Below are 18,917 nucleotides of genomic sequence, written 5' to 3' on the forward strand. Positions count from 1 at the left end.
GCACGATAACAAAAGTATATATTCACTTTGTCCCTTTGTCAACAAAACAGCGGGTTTCATCTTATATCGTTCTTCTATACTGCATAGAATAAAGGTACCCTCAGCGGACAAGGGCGTATATCCCCCTTGTCCACTGAGGGTAACAGTTCAGAAAGGCGGGAAAATGGGTGCAAAGGCGGGCGTTAAGCTTGCTTATACGTCCGGTCCTCCACCCATTTTCACATCGGATGGCGGCTTTAGAATCACCACTCGGCCATGGTCCCGTCATAATTGCGCCATACAGGGTTCTTCCAGTTATGCCCGATCCTGGCTGCTTCCACTATCTTTTCTTTATTCAGCTGGATTCCAAGACCGGGGCCGCCCGGAATATCAATGAATCCGTCATGGAATCTGAATACATTCGGGTCCACAAGATAATCCAGCAGGTCCGCCCCTTCTTTATTATAGTGGATTCCCAGACTCTGCTCCTGAATAAACACATTGGGAGTGCAGGCGTCCAGCTGGACGCAGGCAGCCAGGGCAATTGGCCCCAGCGGACAGTGGGGCGCCACCGCAACGTCAAAGGCCTCCGCCATGGCGGCAATCTTCTTCACCTCACTGATTCCCCCCGCATGGGACAGATCCGGCTGAATAATGTCCACATAACCATCCATGAGCAGGTTCTTAAACTCCCACCTGCTGAACATCCGCTCACCGGTGGCAATGGGTGTGGATGTATGTCCGGCAATCTCCCGCAGGGCCTCATTGTTCTGGGAAAGCACTGGCTCCTCTATAAACATCAATTTAAAGGGTTCCAGCTCTTTGGCCAGAACTTTTGCCATGGTCTTATGTACACGTCCGTGGAAATCCACTCCAATGTCCATCTTATATCCCAGGGCTTCCCTGATGGAGGCCACCCGGTTCACCACCTCCTGGATCTTCTCATAGCTGTCCACATAGTGCATTTCCTCTGTGCCATTCATCTTTACTGCCGTGCATCCTGTCTCATAGAGTTTCAGGGCTCCCTGCCGCACATCCTCAGGCCTGTCTCCGCCGATCCAGCTGTACACCCTCAGCCTGTCCCTGCATCTTCCTCCCAGCAGTTCATAGATGGGGGCATTGTAATATTTCCCCTTAATGTCCCATAATGCCTGGTCAATGCCGGCAATGGCGCTCATCACCTCCGGGCCGCCCCTGTAAAACCCGCCCCTGTACATGACCTGCCAATGGTCCTCGATCCTTAAAGGATCTTTTCCTATCAGGTATCCGCTGAAATCCTCCACTGCTGTTTTGACAATGGAGGCCCTTCCCTCGATCACAGGTTCGCCCCAACCGGTTATCCCCTCGTCTGTCTCAATCTCCAGAAACAGCCACCTGGGCGGCACCTGATATAGATTCATGCTAGTGATTTTCACAGTAAATTCCCCCTTTACCTTATTGTGTACTCTCGGATCCCCCCGCTCTCATTTTTGCGTCCGGAATCCCGGGAGACTCCTATTTCTGCGCTTCGATCTTTTCCATCAGTTCATTGAGATACATCCACCTGTCCATCTTCTCCTCCAGCCGGGCTTCCGTGGAAGCCTTTTTCGCCATCAGTTCATTGAGACGGGTATAATTGCTGGCAGCTCCCAGTATCTCCTTTTCCAGTTCCTCCAACCCTGCCTCCAGACCGGCGATCTCCTCCTCTATGGTTTCCCAGTCCCGCTGCTCCTTAAAGGACATCTTCAGTTTCTTGGGGGCCGACTGGCTGTCTTTCCAGTTGTTCCGGTTCACTGCCTGGGACGCCTCAGTGTCCTCCTGGTCCTGTCCGGTCACATTCCCGTCCCCTGCGTCCCGGGCATTTGCCCCCCGCCGCAGACTGGCCTTCTGGTAATCCGTAAAACCGCCCTCATATTGGGTGACAATCCCCTGTCCCTCAAATGCAAAGATCCGGTTTACCACACGGTCCAGGAAATACCTGTCATGGGATACGGTGATCACAATGCCCGCAAATGTATCCAGATAGTCCTCCAGTATGGTCAGTGTCTGGATATCCAGGTCATTGGTCGGCTCATCCAGAAGGATCACATTGGGGGCTTCCATCAGGATGCGCAGCAGGTAAAGGCGGCGCCTCTCACCGCCGGACAGGCGGCTGATGGTCGTATACTGTATGCTGGAAGGAAATAAAAAACGCTCCAGCATCTGGCTGGCGCTGATGCTGCCGTCCTTTGTCTTTACATACTCTGCCACATTTTTAATATAGTCGATCACCTTCAGGCTCTCATCCATGGCCTCATTTTCCTGTGAGAAATACCCCATCTTCACGGTCTGTCCAATTTCCACCGTACCGGAATCAGGCTCTACCCATCCGGCTATGATCTTCATCAGAGTGGACTTCCCGCTTCCATTGGGTCCTACGATCCCCACACGGTCGCTTTTCAGGAAAATGTAGGTGAAATCCTTCATCAGCACCTTGTCCCCATACGCCTTGCTAAGATCCCTCACCTCAACTGTTGTCCGGCCCAGGCGGCTGGCAATGGACTCCAGCTCCACATTCCTGTCATACTCCGGCCCCTTCTGGTCCCGCAGGTCCTCATAGCGCTGTATATGGGCCTTCTGTTTGGTGGACCGCGCCCTGGCCCCTCTCTGGATCCATGCGATCTCCCTGCGCAGGATGGTCTGGCGCTTGCGCTCCGTGGCCTCCGCCATCTCCAGCCGGTCTGCCTTCAGCCCCAGAAAGGACTCGTATCCTCCCTGGTAGCTGTACAGTTTTCCTTTGTCCAGCTCCACGATCCGGTTTACCACGCTGTCCAGAAAGTATCTGTCATGGGTGATCATAAGAAGAGCGCCGCGGAAGTTCTTCAGATACTCCTCCAGCCAGTCTGCCATAGCGCTGTCCAGATGGTTGGTGGGCTCGTCCAGGATCAAAAGCTCCGCCCGGCTCATCAGCACGCCGGCAAGGGCCACACGCTTTCTCTGTCCCCCTGACAAGGTCTCCACCTTGGCGTCATGGTCCCGGATTCCCAGCTCATTGAGCATGCTCTTGGCCGTTGCCTGCATTTCTTCCCTGGAGCTGTAATGGGATTCCCCTGCATTGTCCCGCAGGATGCTCTCTATGACCGTGTCCCCTTCCGTGAATTCCGGTATCTGGGGCAGGTAGCGTATATACAGGTTCCTCCCTCTTACCACCGTTCCTTCGTCCGGCTCTTCCAGCCCTGCCACAATCTTGAGAAGGGTGGACTTTCCTGTGCCGTTGATCCCAATAAGGCCCACCTTTTCCCCTTCGTTGATGGAAAATGCCGTGTCGTCAAACAGCAGCCGTTCCGTATATGATTTTGATAAATGTTCTATTGTAACCAGATTCATATGAATTGTTCCTTTTCCTTAAGCTGTGCTTTAATTGACCACCAGTTCCACGGGACAATGGTCGGAACCCATGATATCCGTGTGGATGGAGGCGCTTACCAGCCTGTCCTTTAAGGATTCCGATACGCAGAAATAGTCAATGCGCCACCCTGCATTTTTAGCTCTTGCACTGAAACGGTAGGACCACCAGGAATAAATGCCCTCCATATCCGGGTAGAAATAGCGGAAGGTATCTATGAATCCGGCAGATAAAAGGTCTGTAAATTTTCCCCTCTCCTCATCGGTAAAGCCCGCGTTCTTCCGGTTGGTCTTAGGATTCTTAAGGTCGATCTCCTTGTGGGCCACGTTCAGGTCCCCGCAGAAAATAACCGGCTTGTTCTTCTCCAGCCCTTTGAGATAGGACAGGAAATCGTCCTCCCATTTCATTCTGTAGTCCAATCTTGCAAGGCCGTCCTGGGAGTTGGGGGTATAGCAGGTAACCACGTAGTATTCCGGGAACTCAGCCGTTATGACACGCCCCTCGGTATCGTGTTCCTCCATACCGATCCCATATGCCACGGAAATGGGCTCCTCCCTGGTAAATACGGCAGTGCCGGAATATCCCTTTTTCCGCGCATAATTCCAGTATTGGTGATATCCGGGAAGGTCCAGTTCGATCTGTCCCTCCTGCAGCTTGCTCTCCTGGATGCAGAACACATCCGCATCCACAGCCTGGAAGAAATCCAAGAAACCCTTTCCCACGCAGGCTCTGAGCCCATTTACATTCCACGAAATCAATTTCGCCATTATATAACCTCCTTCTTGTCATGCAGTCATTCCATTTCCTTGTTCCGGGTCATCATCCTCTGTCCGCTTATTCCGGATATATAAGTCTGGACTCCGGAAATTCATCAATGTGGTACAGGACATCCAGATATTTATCTGCCACATATTTGGCCATGCCCAGGTTCATATCCAGGTAGTTGCCGCAGTCCCTGGGGGACGCTCCGGGCACCTCGCCCTCAAAATCACGGATATATTCAAAGGTGTTTGTTATCATAGGAAGGATATCCCTTGATTCAAGATCACCTGCCATCAGCAGGTAGAACCCAGTCCTGCATCCCATGGGGCCAAAATACAGGACATTTTCCCCCTGTCCGCTGTGGATACGAAGATAGGTTGCCCCCAGGTGCTCGATGGTGTGAAGCTCAGCAGTCTGGATCACCGGCTCCTCATTGGGGGAGGTCATGCGAAGGTCAAAGGTGGTGATCGTGGCATCCCCCGCCTTATCCTTGCGGGATACGTAGATGCCGGGCTGCAGTTTATTGTGGTCAATGGTAAAGCTAGTTATTTTGTCCATGATAAATTCCTCCTAAATTAGTGATAGTGTCAGTCATTGCCATAATATCCATACAGGAATTTGGCGCAGGGCTCATCCTGGTAATTATAAAAATACAGGTAATTCCCGCTGGATCTGGTATAAAAATCAGGTCTGATATCATATATGTCCCCATTCTGATCATCTGCCAGTTCCTTAAAGAGTATACCATCCCGGTATATCCTGTATTCCGGCTCCATGGGGCCTGATTCCCCCTGCCGGCTGTCCAGCCTTATATAGGCCGTGTGCTCATCCACCGGGACCACATATCTGTAAGGCAGTTCTTCCTCTGTTCTTCCCTCCATGTCAAAGTCCAGCAAAAACCTGCCGTAGGCATCATAGTAGTGCTCCGCATTTCCCCCTGTAATGCAGATAACAGGGTCTGCGCTGTCCCAGTAATAACAGGTCCGAACCTGTTCCCGGGTGACGCCATACTGTTTAAGCAGCTGCGGATGGTCCTCTGGAAAGGTTGTGACAAGATCATAGACGGAAGGCTCTCCATCCCCGTTCTGATCCCGGGTACGGCCGATCAAACGGTTTTCCCTGACGGAATAATCACTGTGCTCTCCCGTCCGGCTGTCTAACACGGAAATGACCGCGTCCCTGCTGCACTCCATAAACTGGTCTGAATCCCACATCTGGGCATGGCTCATGAACTGCAGAAGGCGCATTCTGGAATCAAACACAGCAATCCCGTTTTCCCCGTAGAGATAACTTCCCGAGGCCAGGATCACATTTCCCTCAGGGAGCGGTATGGAGGCATCAAACTCTGCTTTCCCACCGGATTCCCCAAGCTCCTGGGGCAGTTCCTTGGATGCATCCTTGATGCCCACATATCCAAGACCGTTTATCAGGGACTGTCCGTCATCACCGGTAAGCCACGCAAAGAGCTGGTATGCCTTGGAATCCTTGGGTTCATCCGCCCTTATGGCCGCATAAAAATCATTGACATAGGGATAACTGCCATCCCGTATGGTTTCACTGGAAGGCATTACGCCGTCTATGCCCATAAAGGTAAGCTCCGGCTTCTGGTACATGTTCCTGGCGTAATAATACACCGAATAGCCCAGGGCATCCCCGGTGTCATCATAGGAGGAAACCTCCTCCAAAAGTTCTCCCATTTCACTCACCACATAATCCCTGGGGGCATCCGCCATCTTTTTCCCCTTCATCACCAGCTTATCCATCATATTCTGGCTTCCTGAATCCTCAGGGCGCTGAAACGCCTGTATGGCCTTATCCCTGCCGCCCACATCTTTCCAGTTTTTTATGGTGCCGGAGTAGATATCCACCATCTGTTCCCGGGTAAGGGACCGGACCGGATTGGACTTGTTGGCCAGGAATACCAGGGCATCCCTGCCAATGGGCTTTTTGATGATCTTTACGCCGGTTTCTTTCAGCTCCTGGTCCACCCGGTCGCCGGGCTCATAGGCGATCACAAGATCCGCTCCCCATCCCTGCCCATCCCCGCCGCGGATCAGGGATATCCACGCCGCAGTGGTCTTTCCATGGGTCACGGCAGCCTCGGCTTCCTGCTCCGTGGCGCCGGTAGCCATGCGGTATATGGCCTGGGACAGGGGAAGGGTGGCCGTGGAACCATTGATCCTTGGAAATTCCTCCATGCCGATTTTGGGGATCACGCACACGGTCTTCCCCTCCTCCGCCTTCTGGAGCATCCTCAGGTTATCCCTCTCATTCTGGTTCAGGATCCCGGAGTCAAAGCTGTCAGGGTCCGTGGTGCCCTGATACCAGGACTTACCTGAAAAATACCGGTTCAGGTCATCACTCTTAAACCTGCGCCCATGCCGCGCATAAATCTCGTTCCTGGCCAAACGCAGTTCCTCTGCCGTCATCCCGGACAGTTCCTCCTGGGTGTACACATGCTCCCCGGCATGGGGAAGGAGATAGTCATCCCCCAATGTTCCCACCTGGAAAGCAGGCTCTGTTTCCCGGACTTCCCGGTCCCCAGGTTCCTTTTCCCCTGCGGATGCCCCTGTATCCTCCTGGTTCCCGGACTGGTCCTGGTCCGCGGACTGGTCCTGGACTGCGGCCTCCTGGCCGATCCTGTCCCTGCCCATGCCGCAACCGGCCGATGACAGCACAAAGGCGGCGGCGCACAGTCCCGCCACACGCCTGACATACCTGTTCCTCATACGCGCTCCTTTCCTCCCAGCGCACTGACACCTTCATTTTGGCTGAATTTCGCAGTCCGATGGAAAAACAGAAAAGGGGCAGGATAACCATCCTGCCTCCCATCCCTTTTTATTAATCATCTGCCTCTTCACTCTCAGTAATGGTAAAGGTAAATCTCTTACGTGCCATCTCATCACTGTCAAGATACTCATCATATGTGGTAATCTTGTCAATGAGCTTGCCGCTTACAATCTCCATGATACGGTTGGCTGTTGTCTGTACGATCTGGTGGTCACGGGAGGAGAATATCATCACACCCGAAAACTTGATCATGCCTCTGTTAAGGGCATCAATGGATTCCATATCCAGGTGGTCCGTAGGCTCATCCAGCAGCAGAACATTGGCGCCGGATATCATCATCTTGGACAGCATGCAGCGCACCTTCTCGCCTCCTGAAAGAACCTTGACCTTTTTCACCCCGTCTTCCCCGGCAAACAGCATACGGCCCAGGAACCCGCGGACATAGGTCACATCCTTCTCAGGAGAGTACTGTGTCAGCCACTCCACAATGGTATCGTCATTGTCAAACTCAGCGCTGTTATCCTTGGGGAAATAGGACTGGGATGTGGTAAGGCCCCACTTGTAGCTTCCCTCATCCGGCTCCATCTCTCCTGCCAGGATTTTAAACAGGACTGTCTTTGCTCTCTCATTCGGTCCCACCAGGGCCACCTTGTCCTCCCGGCCCAGGATAAAGGAAATATCATCCAGGATCTTCTCACCGTCAATGGTCTTGGAAAGATGCTCCACGGTGAGGACCTCATTGCCAATCTCACGGAACGGCCTGAAATCAATATAGGGGTACTTACGGCTGGAGGGCCTGATATTATCCAGTTCGATCTTCTCCAGAGCGCGCTTACGTGAAGTTGCCTGCTTGGACTTGGAGGCATTGGCAGAGAAGCGCTGGATGAATTCCTGCAGTTCTTTGATCTTCTCCTCCTTTTTGCGGTTGGCTTCCTTCATCTGCTTTACGATCAGCTGGCTGGACTCCACCCAGAAATCATAGTTGCCTGCGAACAGCTGGATCTTGCCATAGTCAATATCCGCAATCTGGGTACATACTTTATTTAAGAAATAACGGTCATGGGATACCACGATCACGGTGTTCTCAAAGTTAATCAGGAACTCTTCCAGCCATGCAATGGCATCCAGGTCCAAATGGTTGGTAGGCTCGTCAAGGAGCAGGATGTCCGGATTGCCGAACAATGCCTGTGCCAGAAGTACCTTTACCTTCTGTGCGCCTAACAGGGTGCCCATCTGCGCATAGTGCAGCTCTGTCTCCACGCCAAGGCCGTTTAACAGGCTCTCCGCATCGGACTCAGCTTCCCAGCCGTTCATGGTGGCGAATTCCCCCTCCAGCTCAGCTGCCTTGATACCATCCTCATCTGTGAAGTCTTCCTTCATATAGATGGCTTCTTTTTCCTTCATGATCTCATACAGTCTTGCATTTCCCATAATGACCGTGTCCAGAACCGTGTACTGGTCATATTTGAAATGGTCCTGCTGCAGGAAGGAGAGACGCTGTCCCGGAGTGATGATCACATCTCCGCTGGTAGGTTCCAGCTGACCTGACAGGATCCTTAAGAATGTGGACTTTCCCGCTCCATTGGCGCCAATCAGTCCGTAACAGTTGCCCTCGGTAAATTTAATGTTTACTTCCTCAAACAATGCCTTCTTGCCCACACGAAGGGATATGTTGCTTGTGCTAATCATGTTCTTGCCCTTTCTTTACATCTGATCTTAATGCTGTACCCCTAAGGATACGCTATTAATACTATGTCCATCAAAAGAGGGGTCATATCCGGCCCCTCTTTCACGCTGTTTACTCAATATCAGATTGTACAGGGAAAATGCTTATTTTGCAAGGGTTTTTCGCAAATTGATACATTTATTCCCTTTCTTTTGTCCGATCCGCCCAGGGGTGGATTTTAATCCCCCATAGGCTCTGTGATCCGCAGGTCCATCAGTTGGCTGAGCGGATCTCCACCGGATAATTCACACCCTGGGAATTTACATAGGTAACGCTTACCTTATCCCCGCTGTCCCCGGCCAGGGCGCCGTCCTCAATGGGGCAGTTGTCCTTGAGAAAGCTGAGCTCCTGCCCGTCATCGGTCTTCATGGAAAAACTGCTCATGGCATTGGCCGTGGTCACACCCTTCTCCGTGAGAATGCTCCACTCCTCCTGTTCAGGCAGGGCCACAACCAGGGCCACATCCTTAAGCTCACCCAGAGGTTCCCCGATATATGCAATGGCGATATGGACGTCCTCTTTAATGTCAACCTCCACATCCCGGATCTCAGACTGCCTGATGTCATAGTCCTTTCCGTCATCTGCCTGAAGGGTAAATACCGAACCGTCCCCGGTCACCTTGGTGACCGTGCCCTGAAGCATGTGGTGCATCTCCTTTTGTTCCGGCTGGGCCTGGGTGGTCTCCTCCGCCTGGGTGGTGGTCTCCTGGGCCTTAGTGGTCTCCTCCTCGCCGGCCGACTGGGTGGTCACTGTCTCCGCGGTTTCCACCGCCGGCTTCCTGGTGCACGCAGTGGCCAGTGCAGCCGATACTGCTATGGCCGCTGCTGCTATGATCAATGAATGTCTCTTCATAATATTTGTTCCTCCCGTCTTTATGGTATAATCTCCAGATTACTAATGAAGCTTAACACCTGCATTAAAAAATTTCAATGAAATTTCCCTTAAGCCTTTATTATTTTTCCTTTATCCGCACCGCATATCCTGCGTTTTTCTTACCACCTTCCCAAACGAACAGCCGGCACACTGTAATCCCGGGCAGAAACCGGAAATACATCAGCATAATAATCATCTTGCATCTTGGCGATAAGTCCATCCGGACACCTCCCTGCTTTCTTATATGTACTCTCGGAATCTCCTGGTACATCTTAAAATAAAGTATGCCCAAATGCACGGGGAGTTTTACAGGAAACATTGAACTTTTCCATGACAGCCCTAACTTTACGGCCGCCTACAAAAGACCCGGAGATGCCTATGTGGCTGCCTGTTTCAATCCGTATAAATTTAGGACCGCATAAATGTAAGACAAAATCCACCTGCAACACACTGTGGTATCATCACAGCGTGTTTCTGTTTGGGTATGTCTCCCTTTTTCTATTGACTTCCCCCTCCTGTAACGGTATGATAGACAAAAAGGCATAAGGAGGCACTGTCCCTATGTCCGCAAAGCAGAAGGATTCCTTAAAACATCAGGTTTACAGCGCCCTTATCTCTGATATCATCAGAGGCTGTACACATTCGATTCTATATTTACCGAAAAGTTCCTTATTGAAAAATATAATGTAAGCCGGGCGCCGGTGCGTGAGGCCCTGACCATGATGGCAGAGAATCAGATTCTGGTGAGCATACCACGACACGGCTATAAATTCAAACAGCTCAGCGAGGGCAGGCTGTTAAAAGCCGACATAGAAAGTATCCTGTGCGTCAGCCCATGGATCACCAATACAAATCAGGACAGGGAGTAAACAACACATGAACCGCACATCCAAACAAGACATGAACAGTCAGCTGGCCGGAGCCAAAGTCCTGCCCCTTTTGATCAGGCTGACCATCCCCATCACAATCGCCCAGCTGGTAAATGCGCTGTACAGCATTGTGGACAGAATGTACATAGGCCACATGCCGGAGGCAGGCACCCTGGCGCTCAGCGGGATCGGCATCACATTTCCCATTATCATGATAGCCGCCGCCTTCAGCTGTATTCCCGGAATGGGCGGCTCACCCCTGGCTTCCATTGCCATGGGAAGCGGAGATCTGGAAAAGGGGCGCAGATTTCTCTCCAATGCATTTGTCCTTCTGGTTGGAATCGGACTGATCCTCACCGTGGTGTGCACGGCATTTCTCACACCCATGCTGAAGGCATTTGGGGCTGACAGCTCCACCCTGCCCTATGCCCGTGATTATCTGAGCATCTACCTGGCCGGGACTGTGTTTGTGGAGATATCCATGGGCATGAACCCATTTATCAACGCCCAGGGATTTACCGGGGTGGGCACCTTTACCATTGTGATCGGAGCATTTTTAAATATTGTCCTGGATCCCATCTTCATATATGTGCTGGATATGGGAATCGCGGGGGCGGCTGTCGCAACCGTTATCTCACAGGCGGTATCCGCTGCCTGGGTCCTCTATTTTCTGTGTTCGGACCGCGCCACCCTGCGTCTTAGGATCAGAGACATGAAGCCCATGGCAGCCATCATCCGCCCCATGTGTGCCCTGGGCCTGTCACCCTTTACGTTCCGTGTCAATGAGAGTATTGTGGTCATTGTCCTCAACTGGCTCCTGATCCGCTACGGAGGCGCTGACAGCAATCTGCACATTGCTTCCATGGCCCTTCTCACCAGTGTAAGCCAGGTATTCTTCATGCCCCTGATCGGTATTATCACCGGCGCCCAGCCCATTCTCAGCTACAACCTGGGCGCGGGAAATTACGGGCGGATCAAGGAAACCATTCACTACGCCAGAATCCTGAGCATTGGCTGCGCCACCCTTATGTGGTTTTTCCTGGTGGCATTTCCCGGACCGATCTGCCGCATGTTCACCAATGACAGCCAGCTCCTGGGCCTTACCACGATTACCATGCGCATCATGTTCAGCACCGTGCTTGTCATCGGCCTGCAGATGGTGAACCAGAACGCCTTCGTGGCCCTGGGCAATACATGGTACTCCTTTATCTTCGGGATCATGCGCAAGCTCCTCCTGCTTCTTCCCCTGGCGATCTTCCTCCCCCATATCATAGGGGTTTGGGGAATCTACATGGCCGAAGCCATCTCCAATGTATTGACCACCTTCATCACCCAGATTTATTTTTCCAGGTATATGAGAAAGCTGGCCAAAAATTAAACATAGGATTTCCAGGGACAGCCCCTTACACCAGGAGCGTCATCTCTGGAAATCCTATGTCTTTTCATATGAACATCATGGCACAGCCATGAATTTGATGTTCCTATGGCTGAATATCACTGAAGCATAGCCCCGTACCGTCCCAGGAAGCTCTGGGTCCTCTGGTTGTCCGAGGCAAATACCTGCTCCGGTGTTCCCTGCTCCACGATCACCCCGCCTGCCATAAAGATCACCCGGTGGGAAATATCCCTGGCAAATGCCATCTCATGGGTCACAATCACCATGGCAATGTCCAGGTCTGCCAGGGATTTGATGACCTTCAGCACTTCGCCTGTCAGTTCGGGGTCCAGGGCTGAGGTAGGCTCATCAAAAAACAGGATCTTGGGGTTTAAGGCCAATGCCCTGGCAATGGCCACACGCTGGCACTGTCCGCCGGAGAGCTGGCACGGATAGGCATTTTCCTTATCCTCCAGCCCCATCTTCATAAGAAGTTCCCTGGCCTCCCGGTACACCTCCTCCTTATCCCGCTTCTGCACATGGATGGGGGCATCCGTAATATTCTTCATCACACTGTAATGGGGAAACAGATTAAAGTTCTGGAACACCAGACCATACTGGCTCTGGATTTCCTTCAGCTCTTTTTTCCCCGCATACACGGCCTTTCCCTTATCTCCTGTCCAGGCCGCTTTCTTTCCCAGATAGATCACTTCGCCGCTGTCCATATCCTCAAGCATGGTGGCGCAACGCAGAAGAGTAGATTTGCCGGAGCCGGAAGGACCGATGATGGAAACGATCTCCCCTTCCTCCACACTCATGGAGATGTCCTTGATCACAGACAGGTCTCCAAATGACTTTTCCACATGATTTAACTCTAACAGCTTCATAATCCACATTCCTCCCGCTTTTACTGGTAATAATTCAGCTTCTTCTCCACCCATTCCATTCCCACGGCAACCACCAGATTGAACACATAATAGAACAATCCTGCTGCCACAAAGGGGATCATGTTGGTCTGGGAAGCCGCCAGCGCTTTGGCAATGGAGAACATTTCCGCCACACTCAGGGTAAAGGCAAGGGACGTATCCTTTACAAGGGTGATCACCTCATTGGTGACAGAGGGAAGGATCCGCTTTACCACCTGGGGAAGGATGATCTTAAAAAATGTCTGAAACCTGCTGTATCCCAGGATCTGCGCAGCCTCATACTGCCCCACGGGCATGGACTGGATCCCGCTTCTGTATATCTCAGCAAAATAAGCGGCATAGTTGACGACAAAGCCGATAAAGGTGGCCCACAGCCTGTATCCGCTGCCCACCTTGATCCTGAACAGGTAATAGGGGCCAAAATATACCACCATCAGCTGGAGCATCAGGGGGGTTCCCCGCATGATGGATATGTAGACCTTTACAATGGCCTGAAGAAACTTGTTCCTGGACATACGCCCAAAGGCCACCACCAGGCCAAGGGGCAGGGAGAAAACAAGGGTGACCAGGAATATCTGTATACTGGTTCCCATACCGCCTGCCAACTGCAATATCATCTGCTGGATCGTCATTTTACCCATAACCTATACCACCTTCAATTTTTATCCTGAAAAACCATGCAAAGCCGCTGGGATCAGGCGGCTGTTCCGGCTACTGAAAGCCAGGACAGCACGCCTGCGCAGCGGCTTTATTTTCCTTCATTCTCTCTGTCTGCACCCTATTTCCCGATGGTGGTAACATCCTCTCCAAACCATTTCTCAGAGATGCTCTTTAATGTGCCGTCAGCAGCCATCTCCTCCAGGGTTGCCTGTACCTTATCCCGAAGCTCTGTGTTGCCCTTCTTAAAGCCAACACCATACTCTTCTGCGGATAATGTATCCTCCAGGATCACGAAATCAGCGTTCCTCTGCTGGATCTGGTATCCTGCCACGATCACATCCATGGCAATGGCGTCAACCGCGCCCTGCTCCAGATCCATGAAAGCCGTGTTGTAATCAGCGGTTGTCAGCAGTTCCTTAAAGGTGGCTGTCAGATCCGGCACTTCCTTCAAAGCTGCCTCTGCGGAAGAATCCACCTGACACTCCACTACCTTGCCTGCCAGGTCTGCCTGGCTTGCAATACCGGAATCCTTTCCAACAACAAATACCTGGGTATTTGCCATGTATGCTTCCGTCCATGTATAGTTATCTTCCCGGCCGGTCATGGTAAAACCGTTCCAGATACAGTCAATGTTTCCTGACTCCAGTTCCATATCCTTGGAATCCCATGCAATGGGCTGTGGCTTATATTCAAGGCCAAGACGCTTTGCAACTTCCTGGGCCAGTTCCAGGTCAAATCCCGTAAACTCACCGTCATCCCCAAGGAATCCCATGGGAGGGAAGTCCTGGTCAAATCCAACGACCAATGTGCCTCCGGCGCTCTCTGCCTGAGCCGCTTCTGTGGATGCGGCCTCCGCCGATGTATCGGCTGCCGTGGTGTCCTCTGCCGTGGTGCCTGCGGCCGTGGTATCGGCTGCCGTGGTTGCGCCCGCGTTGGAACCGCCGCACCCTGCAAGGGATAATGCCATCACAGTAGCAAGTGCTATGCCTGCCAGTCTCTTTTTCATAATAATATCCTCCTCATAATAAACACTCAAAATTTACGGCATGAAACCATGTTGTCCCAATGCCGGTGCTTTTGACACGCTATCATATTAGCACACTAAAGTGCATATGTAAAGAGGAAAATGCTATTATCATGTACAGGATGGATGACCCAGGCATGGCTGGCATATCCCGCAAGATGCCTGCAACAGTTATTGCAGCAATGCCTGAGAACAAAAGATTAAAAATGAATCAGTCTGTTTTATAATATTCTTTTCAGTTCCCCCAGGGCACAGATCTCCAGATCAGGCCGGACCCCTGTCCTGTTAATCAGGCCGGAAGGGTTATACCAGCAGGTGGCTGTGCCGGCTGCCTGGCCGCCTTTTATATCGGAGGAAAGGGAATCCCCCACTAAAAGCATGCGCTCCGGGCAGACGCCCGGTATCCGCTTAAAGCAGTACTCAAAATATTCCTTTTGTGGTTTCTGGCTTCCCGCATCCTCGGAGACAAAGATATCCTTCATGAAACAATCCAGGCCGGAGGCGGCCAGCCGTTTATATTGGGTGGATGAAGTGCCGTTTGTGACCACATACAAGTCATACCGCTCCTTCAGATATTGACACAGATCCAGAGCCCCATCAATAAGAAATGCTGAATCATCCAGCTGCCTGCGGTACAGATTCTCTGTCGCATGGCCATCTACCGTGATCCCAAGCCTGGCAAAGAACACATTAAACCGCTCCCATACCAGACGTTCCTTGGTAACCTCCCCCCGCTCAAAGGCGGACCAGAAGCCCTCGTTGATCTCATGGTACAGTTCCAGCCGTTCTTTTGTGGGCTCTACCCCGAAAGCTCTCATAACATGTTCCATCCCCAGCTTTTCCGACAGCTTAAAATCCAGGAGTGTGCCGTCCACATCCAGGAGAATGACATCATATCTCCGGTCCGTGACCTGCATTTTATTCTCCGTCCCCATAGACAATCGCTCCTCCGCATATTGTATACACTACTTGACCGGTCAAGGTTTCTCCCAGAAACGGGCTGTTGGATGACTTAGATTCAAATCCTTTTACGGTCCACTGCCTGTTCTCATCAAAGATCACCAGATCGGCCGGCGCGCCTGCTTCCATCCGGCCGCAGTCCAGCTTGTAAAGCCTGGCCGGATTACTGCTCATCTTTTCCATCAGCTGCGCCATGGTCAGATGGCCGGGCTTTACCAGGCTGGTGATGCCCAGGGCCAGGGCTGTCTCCAGTCCCAGGATCCCGCTGGGAGCCGCTGTCAGAGGACGGTCCTTTTCCTCCCTGCTGTGGGGCGCATGGTCGGTGGCAATCATGTCAATGGTTCCGTCCTTCAGGCCCTGGATCAGCATCTGCCTGTCCTCCTCGGTACGCAGAGGAGGATTCATCTTGGCCAAAGTGCCGTGCTTAAGCACCGCATCTTCAGTCAGTGTAAAATGATGAGGTGTTACCTCGGCCCACACCTTTGCACCCAATTTCTTGGCCAGGCGCACCATTTCCACGGAGTGGCCGGAACTGATGTGCTGTATATCCACCACAGCCCCTGTATCCAAGGCGATCATGCAGTCTCTGGCAACCAGTGAATCCTCTGCCAGGGCAGGCGATCCGTAGATTCCAAGCTGATCTGAAACCCTGCCGTGATTGATCCCGTTTTCTTTGATAAATGCCTTGTCCTCCTCGTGGAAACTTAACACAGTGTCCAGCCGGGCTGCCTTTTCCATGGCCGCACGCACGAAGTTTCCCTCCATCAGAGGGATTCCGTCATCTGTAAACCCAGCGGCTCCAGCTGCCAAAAGTCCCTCCATGTCCGTCATATCCCGGCCGTTAAAACCTTTGGATACAGCAGCGCAGCTGAGAACGTGGATTCCCGTCTTTTTTCCTTCCTCCAGCACATAGCGAAGCGTCTCTTCATTGTCCACAATAGGCTTTGTATTGGCCATGCAGACCACCGTGGTGAATCCGCCCTTTGCAGCCGCCTTCGCGCCTGTGTGAATATCTTCCTTGTAAGTGAGTCCCGGATCGCGGAAATGCACATGTACGTCCACCAGACCCGGCGCAACGATCATGCCGTTTGCATCTATGACACGCTCATAATCGCGGGATGCCTCCCGCCCGGCTGTCTGCTGCCCGGCTGTCTGCTGCCCAGCCGGTATGATCTCAGCGATCCGCCCTCCGTCCAGCACCACATCCGCCTTCATATCTATTCCCTCTGCCGGTCCGATCACGCGGCCGCCTTGAATCAAAATCATACTCCTGTTCCTCTCTCTCTAATCTGATCATATAATAAAGCTTTCACCCTTTTTACGGATCTCATGTATCCTGTCTCCATAGGATTTGGCACACGGCAGCGCTTTAAACCTGGACGCTGCTTCAAAATCTCCCCAAAAATGCATGGGGAACACCACATCTGCCCCAACCATGCGCATGAAATCATCCATACCCAGGTAGAAATCCTTTTCCTGTCTCGGGTCGATCAGCATAAACGCCACGTCAATATGGCGTCCGGCCAGTTTGGCAAGCTCCTTGTGATAGTTCTCACTCATCCTTTGGTTATCCTTCTCCGGCTCGCCTTCCCACACCCAATTGTTCAGATCCCCGGCGTGGTAGATAACCTGTCCCTCCGCCTTTATGAGAAATGCAACTCCCTCGTCCGTGGATTTAAAAGCCTCAATCTCCAAGGGCTGCCCGGCTCCGTCCGCCAAACACCCGCTCTCACCCGGCCCCATGAACGTGGTCCTGCCCAGAAGTTCCTCCGGCACCTGCCTTCTCCAGATATCGTCCGACAGCACATAGGTCACCTTTCTGCGCCCGTCCGACAGGTCAAAAATGGAGCGTGAAAAATGATCCCCGTGCCGATGGCTGGCAAACACAAACAACGGCTTGTCCTCCGGTATCTCCGGTATGTCCCCCTCAAAATAGTCAAACAGAAGCGCTGTGTGTTCCAGCTCTGCCATAAAGCTGCTGTGATGGATATATGTTATCTTCATAATCTCTCCTCCTGACCTTTATGTGTACTCCGGAAGTACACTTATATATGTCTTATAGTAACATAATCCGGAAAATACGTATAGTTTTTTCTGATGGTGAATTGGATGTCTAGGGAATTCCGGAATTTGGTAAAAAATGCACCTGACCCCAACGGATCAGGTGCACAGGTAACTCCATCATTACATTGCATGGTAAAATCTTTTCCATTTCCCTGAAAAGAACCTCCAGCCAAAGAACGCCGACCGCACCACCCAGTCCGCGATCATGGCCCACCATACGCCCACTGCGCCCAGCCCCAGTCCGACAGCCAGCAGGAAGCTGAATCCGATGCGGAACAGGATCATGGACATGATGGATATGCACATAGGAAATTTCACATCATTGGCAGCTCTTAACACATTGGCCAGGCAGAAGGAACATGGCCAGATAAAGATGGCGCATCCGTTATGGATCAGCACCAGGATCGCTCCCATGCGCAGAGCCTCGGGGGACAGGCCGTACAACCGCAGTGTAAGGGGCATGGTCAGTATGACGGCGATACAGCAAAGGCCGCTGACCACATAGGTGAGCTTCATCATCTTTTTGGCATAGTACTCCGCCTGGTCAAAATCGCCTGCGCCCACCAGGCGGCCCACCACAGTAATGATCGCCAGGCTCATGGCCTGGCCGGGGAGCACGCCCATGCCGTCCAGGTTATTGGCAATGGCATTGGCGGCAATCTGGGTGGTTCCGAACATGGCGATGATACCCACCACCAGCACACGGCCCAGCTGGAAGATACTGTTCTCGATCCCGTTTGGTATCCCAATATTTAAAATCTGCTTCATCATCCGCCGGTTGATCTTAAATCCGGTTCCGATATATAGGTCCAGATTCCTGTTGCGAAGGCGGTATAAAAGGATAAAACAGGCGGTCATACGCGATATCAGGGATGCCAGGGCAGCACCCGCCACGCCCCAGTGGAATACAAATATAAAGAGGGAATCCCCGATCACATTGATCACATTCATAATAATGGATGCCTGCATGGATATCTTGGAGTTTCCCATGGAGCGGAACAGGGCCGCACAGGAATTATACACGGACAGGAACGGATAGGATAGGGCCGATATGACCAGATAGACCCTGGCATTCCTCATCACATCCTCTGCCACCCCCTGATAAATCAGGGATAAAAAACCTTTTCTGAACAGGATGCACAAGATCATGATCCCCAGGGACAGCATTCCGGTTATGATCAGCAGCTGGTCTGCCGACTGGCAGGCCCGGTCCCGCCGTTTCTGTCCCAGATACTGGGAGGACACCACGGCCCCTCCTGTGGCCACCGCTGCAAATATATTGATAAACAGAGTATTGATCATGTCCACCAGGGATACGCCCGAGGTGGCCGCCTCCCCCACACTGGATACCATCATGGTATCCACCATGCCCACTGATACAGCCAGGATCTGTTCCACGATCAGCGGAAAAATCAGCTTTCTTAAATCTGCATTGGAAAACATGTATCCCCCCGGATTCCTTTTTTCCATGTGCCTTTACCGTCCTTTGTGCTGCGGCATCATCATCCTGGCCGGCTCATATCCAATATTTACCGGACCGTATAA

16 protein-coding genes are annotated in these 18,917 nt (G+C 52.1%); 2 read left to right on the forward strand and 14 right to left on the reverse strand.

What is annotated here, in order from left to right; genetic code table 11:
- Positions 1 to 242: 242 nt before the first annotated feature.
- From dgoD to HMPREF9469_RS11275, 7 genes are all read right to left on the reverse strand, one after another.
- Positions 243 to 1,394: a galactonate dehydratase gene (gene dgoD / locus HMPREF9469_RS11245; RefSeq protein ID WP_007862018.1), complete on the reverse strand. Its 1,152-nt coding sequence runs from the start codon at positions 1,392 to 1,394 to the stop codon at positions 243 to 245.
- Positions 1,395 to 1,473: 79 nt separating this feature from the next.
- Positions 1,474 to 3,324, reverse strand: a complete 1,851-nt coding sequence (locus tag HMPREF9469_RS11250) for an ABC-F family ATP-binding cassette domain-containing protein (protein ID WP_007862020.1) — start codon at positions 3,322 to 3,324, stop codon at positions 1,474 to 1,476.
- A gap of 30 nt (positions 3,325 to 3,354) precedes the next feature.
- Positions 3,355 to 4,110: an exodeoxyribonuclease III gene (locus tag HMPREF9469_RS11255; RefSeq protein ID WP_007862024.1), complete on the reverse strand. Its 756-nt coding sequence runs from the start codon at positions 4,108 to 4,110 to the stop codon at positions 3,355 to 3,357.
- 67 nt (positions 4,111 to 4,177) lie between these two features.
- Positions 4,178 to 4,663 carry an S-ribosylhomocysteine lyase gene (locus tag HMPREF9469_RS11260; RefSeq protein WP_007862026.1) on the reverse strand — a complete coding sequence of 162 codons (486 nt, stop codon included), beginning with the start codon at positions 4,661 to 4,663 and terminating at the stop codon, positions 4,178 to 4,180.
- Between the two features lie 29 nt (positions 4,664 to 4,692).
- A complete protein-coding gene (locus tag HMPREF9469_RS30650; RefSeq protein WP_007862027.1) occupies positions 4,693 to 6,834 on the reverse strand; it encodes a substrate-binding domain-containing protein in 2,142 nt (713 codons plus the stop codon).
- 112 nt (positions 6,835 to 6,946) lie between these two features.
- Positions 6,947 to 8,584, reverse strand: coding sequence for an ABC-F family ATP-binding cassette domain-containing protein (locus HMPREF9469_RS11270; RefSeq protein ID WP_007862028.1), 1,638 nt, complete (start codon positions 8,582 to 8,584; stop codon positions 6,947 to 6,949).
- A gap of 250 nt (positions 8,585 to 8,834) precedes the next feature.
- The gene (locus HMPREF9469_RS11275) at positions 8,835 to 9,473 is read right to left on the reverse strand and encodes a hypothetical protein (protein WP_007862029.1); all 639 of its coding nucleotides are present in this window, start codon (positions 9,471 to 9,473) and stop codon (positions 8,835 to 8,837) included.
- 671 nt (positions 9,474 to 10,144) lie between these two features.
- Between HMPREF9469_RS11275 and HMPREF9469_RS32925 the strand changes: the two genes are divergently transcribed.
- Both HMPREF9469_RS32925 and HMPREF9469_RS11285 read left to right on the forward strand, forming a co-directional pair.
- On the forward strand, positions 10,145 to 10,363 hold the full coding sequence (locus tag HMPREF9469_RS32925) for a GntR family transcriptional regulator (RefSeq protein ID WP_227884299.1): 219 nt from the start codon (positions 10,145 to 10,147) through the stop codon (positions 10,361 to 10,363).
- A 7-nt stretch (positions 10,364 to 10,370) separates the two neighbouring features.
- A complete protein-coding gene (locus HMPREF9469_RS11285) occupies positions 10,371 to 11,741 on the forward strand; it encodes an MATE family efflux transporter (RefSeq protein WP_007862040.1) in 1,371 nt (456 codons plus the stop codon).
- Positions 11,742 to 11,857: 116 nt separating this feature from the next.
- Here HMPREF9469_RS11285 and HMPREF9469_RS11290 read toward each other — a convergent pair whose 3' ends face one another.
- The 7 genes from HMPREF9469_RS11290 to HMPREF9469_RS11320 all read right to left on the reverse strand — a co-directional run bounded on the left by HMPREF9469_RS11290 (position 11,858) and on the right by HMPREF9469_RS11320 (position 18,815).
- Positions 11,858 to 12,625, reverse strand: coding sequence for an amino acid ABC transporter ATP-binding protein (locus HMPREF9469_RS11290; protein WP_007862041.1), 768 nt, complete (start codon positions 12,623 to 12,625; stop codon positions 11,858 to 11,860).
- A 20-nt stretch (positions 12,626 to 12,645) separates the two neighbouring features.
- The gene (locus HMPREF9469_RS11295) at positions 12,646 to 13,305 is read right to left on the reverse strand and encodes an amino acid ABC transporter permease (protein WP_007862044.1); all 660 of its coding nucleotides are present in this window, start codon (positions 13,303 to 13,305) and stop codon (positions 12,646 to 12,648) included.
- Between the two features lie 137 nt (positions 13,306 to 13,442).
- A complete protein-coding gene (locus tag HMPREF9469_RS11300) occupies positions 13,443 to 14,330 on the reverse strand; it encodes an amino acid ABC transporter substrate-binding protein (protein ID WP_007862045.1) in 888 nt (295 codons plus the stop codon).
- 239 nt (positions 14,331 to 14,569) lie between these two features.
- Positions 14,570 to 15,265 (reverse strand): YjjG family noncanonical pyrimidine nucleotidase, encoded by a 696-nt coding sequence (locus tag HMPREF9469_RS11305; RefSeq protein WP_040416177.1) that lies wholly within the window; start codon positions 15,263 to 15,265, stop codon positions 14,570 to 14,572.
- 1 nt (position 15,266) lies between these two features.
- Entirely contained in the window at positions 15,267 to 16,574 is a 1,308-nt protein-coding gene (locus HMPREF9469_RS11310) for a dihydroorotase (RefSeq protein ID WP_007862049.1), read from the reverse strand.
- Positions 16,575 to 16,601: 27 nt separating this feature from the next.
- A complete protein-coding gene (locus tag HMPREF9469_RS11315) occupies positions 16,602 to 17,312 on the reverse strand; it encodes an MBL fold metallo-hydrolase (protein ID WP_007862051.1) in 711 nt (236 codons plus the stop codon).
- A 180-nt stretch (positions 17,313 to 17,492) separates the two neighbouring features.
- The gene (locus HMPREF9469_RS11320; RefSeq protein ID WP_007862053.1) at positions 17,493 to 18,815 is read right to left on the reverse strand and encodes an MATE family efflux transporter; all 1,323 of its coding nucleotides are present in this window, start codon (positions 18,813 to 18,815) and stop codon (positions 17,493 to 17,495) included.
- Positions 18,816 to 18,917: the final 102 nt, after the last annotated feature.

Origin of the sequence: [Clostridium] citroniae WAL-17108 (assembly GCF_000233455.1) — a bacterium.
Taxonomy (GTDB): Bacteria; Bacillota; Clostridia; order Lachnospirales; family Lachnospiraceae; genus Enterocloster; species Enterocloster citroniae.

Excerpts from the sequence above, each read along its gene's own strand:
- HMPREF9469_RS11295 (WP_007862044.1), bottom strand. The coding sequence starts at position 13,305 with ATGGGTAAAATGACGATCCAGCAGATGATATTGCAGTTGGCAGGCGGT.
- HMPREF9469_RS11320 (WP_007862053.1), bottom strand. The coding sequence starts at position 18,815 with ATGTTTTCCAATGCAGATTTAAGAAAGCTGATTTTTCCGCTGATCGTG.
- HMPREF9469_RS11315 (WP_007862051.1), bottom strand. The coding sequence starts at position 17,312 with ATGAAGATAACATATATCCATCACAGCAGCTTTATGGCAGAGCTGGAA.
- HMPREF9469_RS11275 (WP_007862029.1), bottom strand. The coding sequence starts at position 9,473 with ATGAAGAGACATTCATTGATCATAGCAGCAGCGGCCATAGCAGTATCG.
- HMPREF9469_RS11300 (WP_007862045.1), bottom strand. The coding sequence starts at position 14,330 with ATGAAAAAGAGACTGGCAGGCATAGCACTTGCTACTGTGATGGCATTA.
- HMPREF9469_RS11270 (WP_007862028.1), bottom strand. The coding sequence starts at position 8,584 with ATGATTAGCACAAGCAACATATCCCTTCGTGTGGGCAAGAAGGCATTG.
- HMPREF9469_RS11260 (WP_007862026.1), bottom strand. The coding sequence starts at position 4,663 with ATGGACAAAATAACTAGCTTTACCATTGACCACAATAAACTGCAGCCC.
- HMPREF9469_RS11250 (WP_007862020.1), bottom strand. The coding sequence starts at position 3,324 with ATGAATCTGGTTACAATAGAACATTTATCAAAATCATATACGGAACGG.
- HMPREF9469_RS11285 (WP_007862040.1), top strand. The coding sequence starts at position 10,371 with ATGAACCGCACATCCAAACAAGACATGAACAGTCAGCTGGCCGGAGCC.
- HMPREF9469_RS11305 (WP_040416177.1), bottom strand. The coding sequence starts at position 15,265 with ATGCAGGTCACGGACCGGAGATATGATGTCATTCTCCTGGATGTGGAC.
- HMPREF9469_RS11290 (WP_007862041.1), bottom strand. The coding sequence starts at position 12,625 with ATGAAGCTGTTAGAGTTAAATCATGTGGAAAAGTCATTTGGAGACCTG.
- HMPREF9469_RS11310 (WP_007862049.1), bottom strand. The coding sequence starts at position 16,574 with ATGATTTTGATTCAAGGCGGCCGCGTGATCGGACCGGCAGAGGGAATA.
- HMPREF9469_RS11255 (WP_007862024.1), bottom strand. The coding sequence starts at position 4,110 with ATGGCGAAATTGATTTCGTGGAATGTAAATGGGCTCAGAGCCTGCGTG.
- HMPREF9469_RS30650 (WP_007862027.1), bottom strand. The coding sequence starts at position 6,834 with ATGAGGAACAGGTATGTCAGGCGTGTGGCGGGACTGTGCGCCGCCGCC.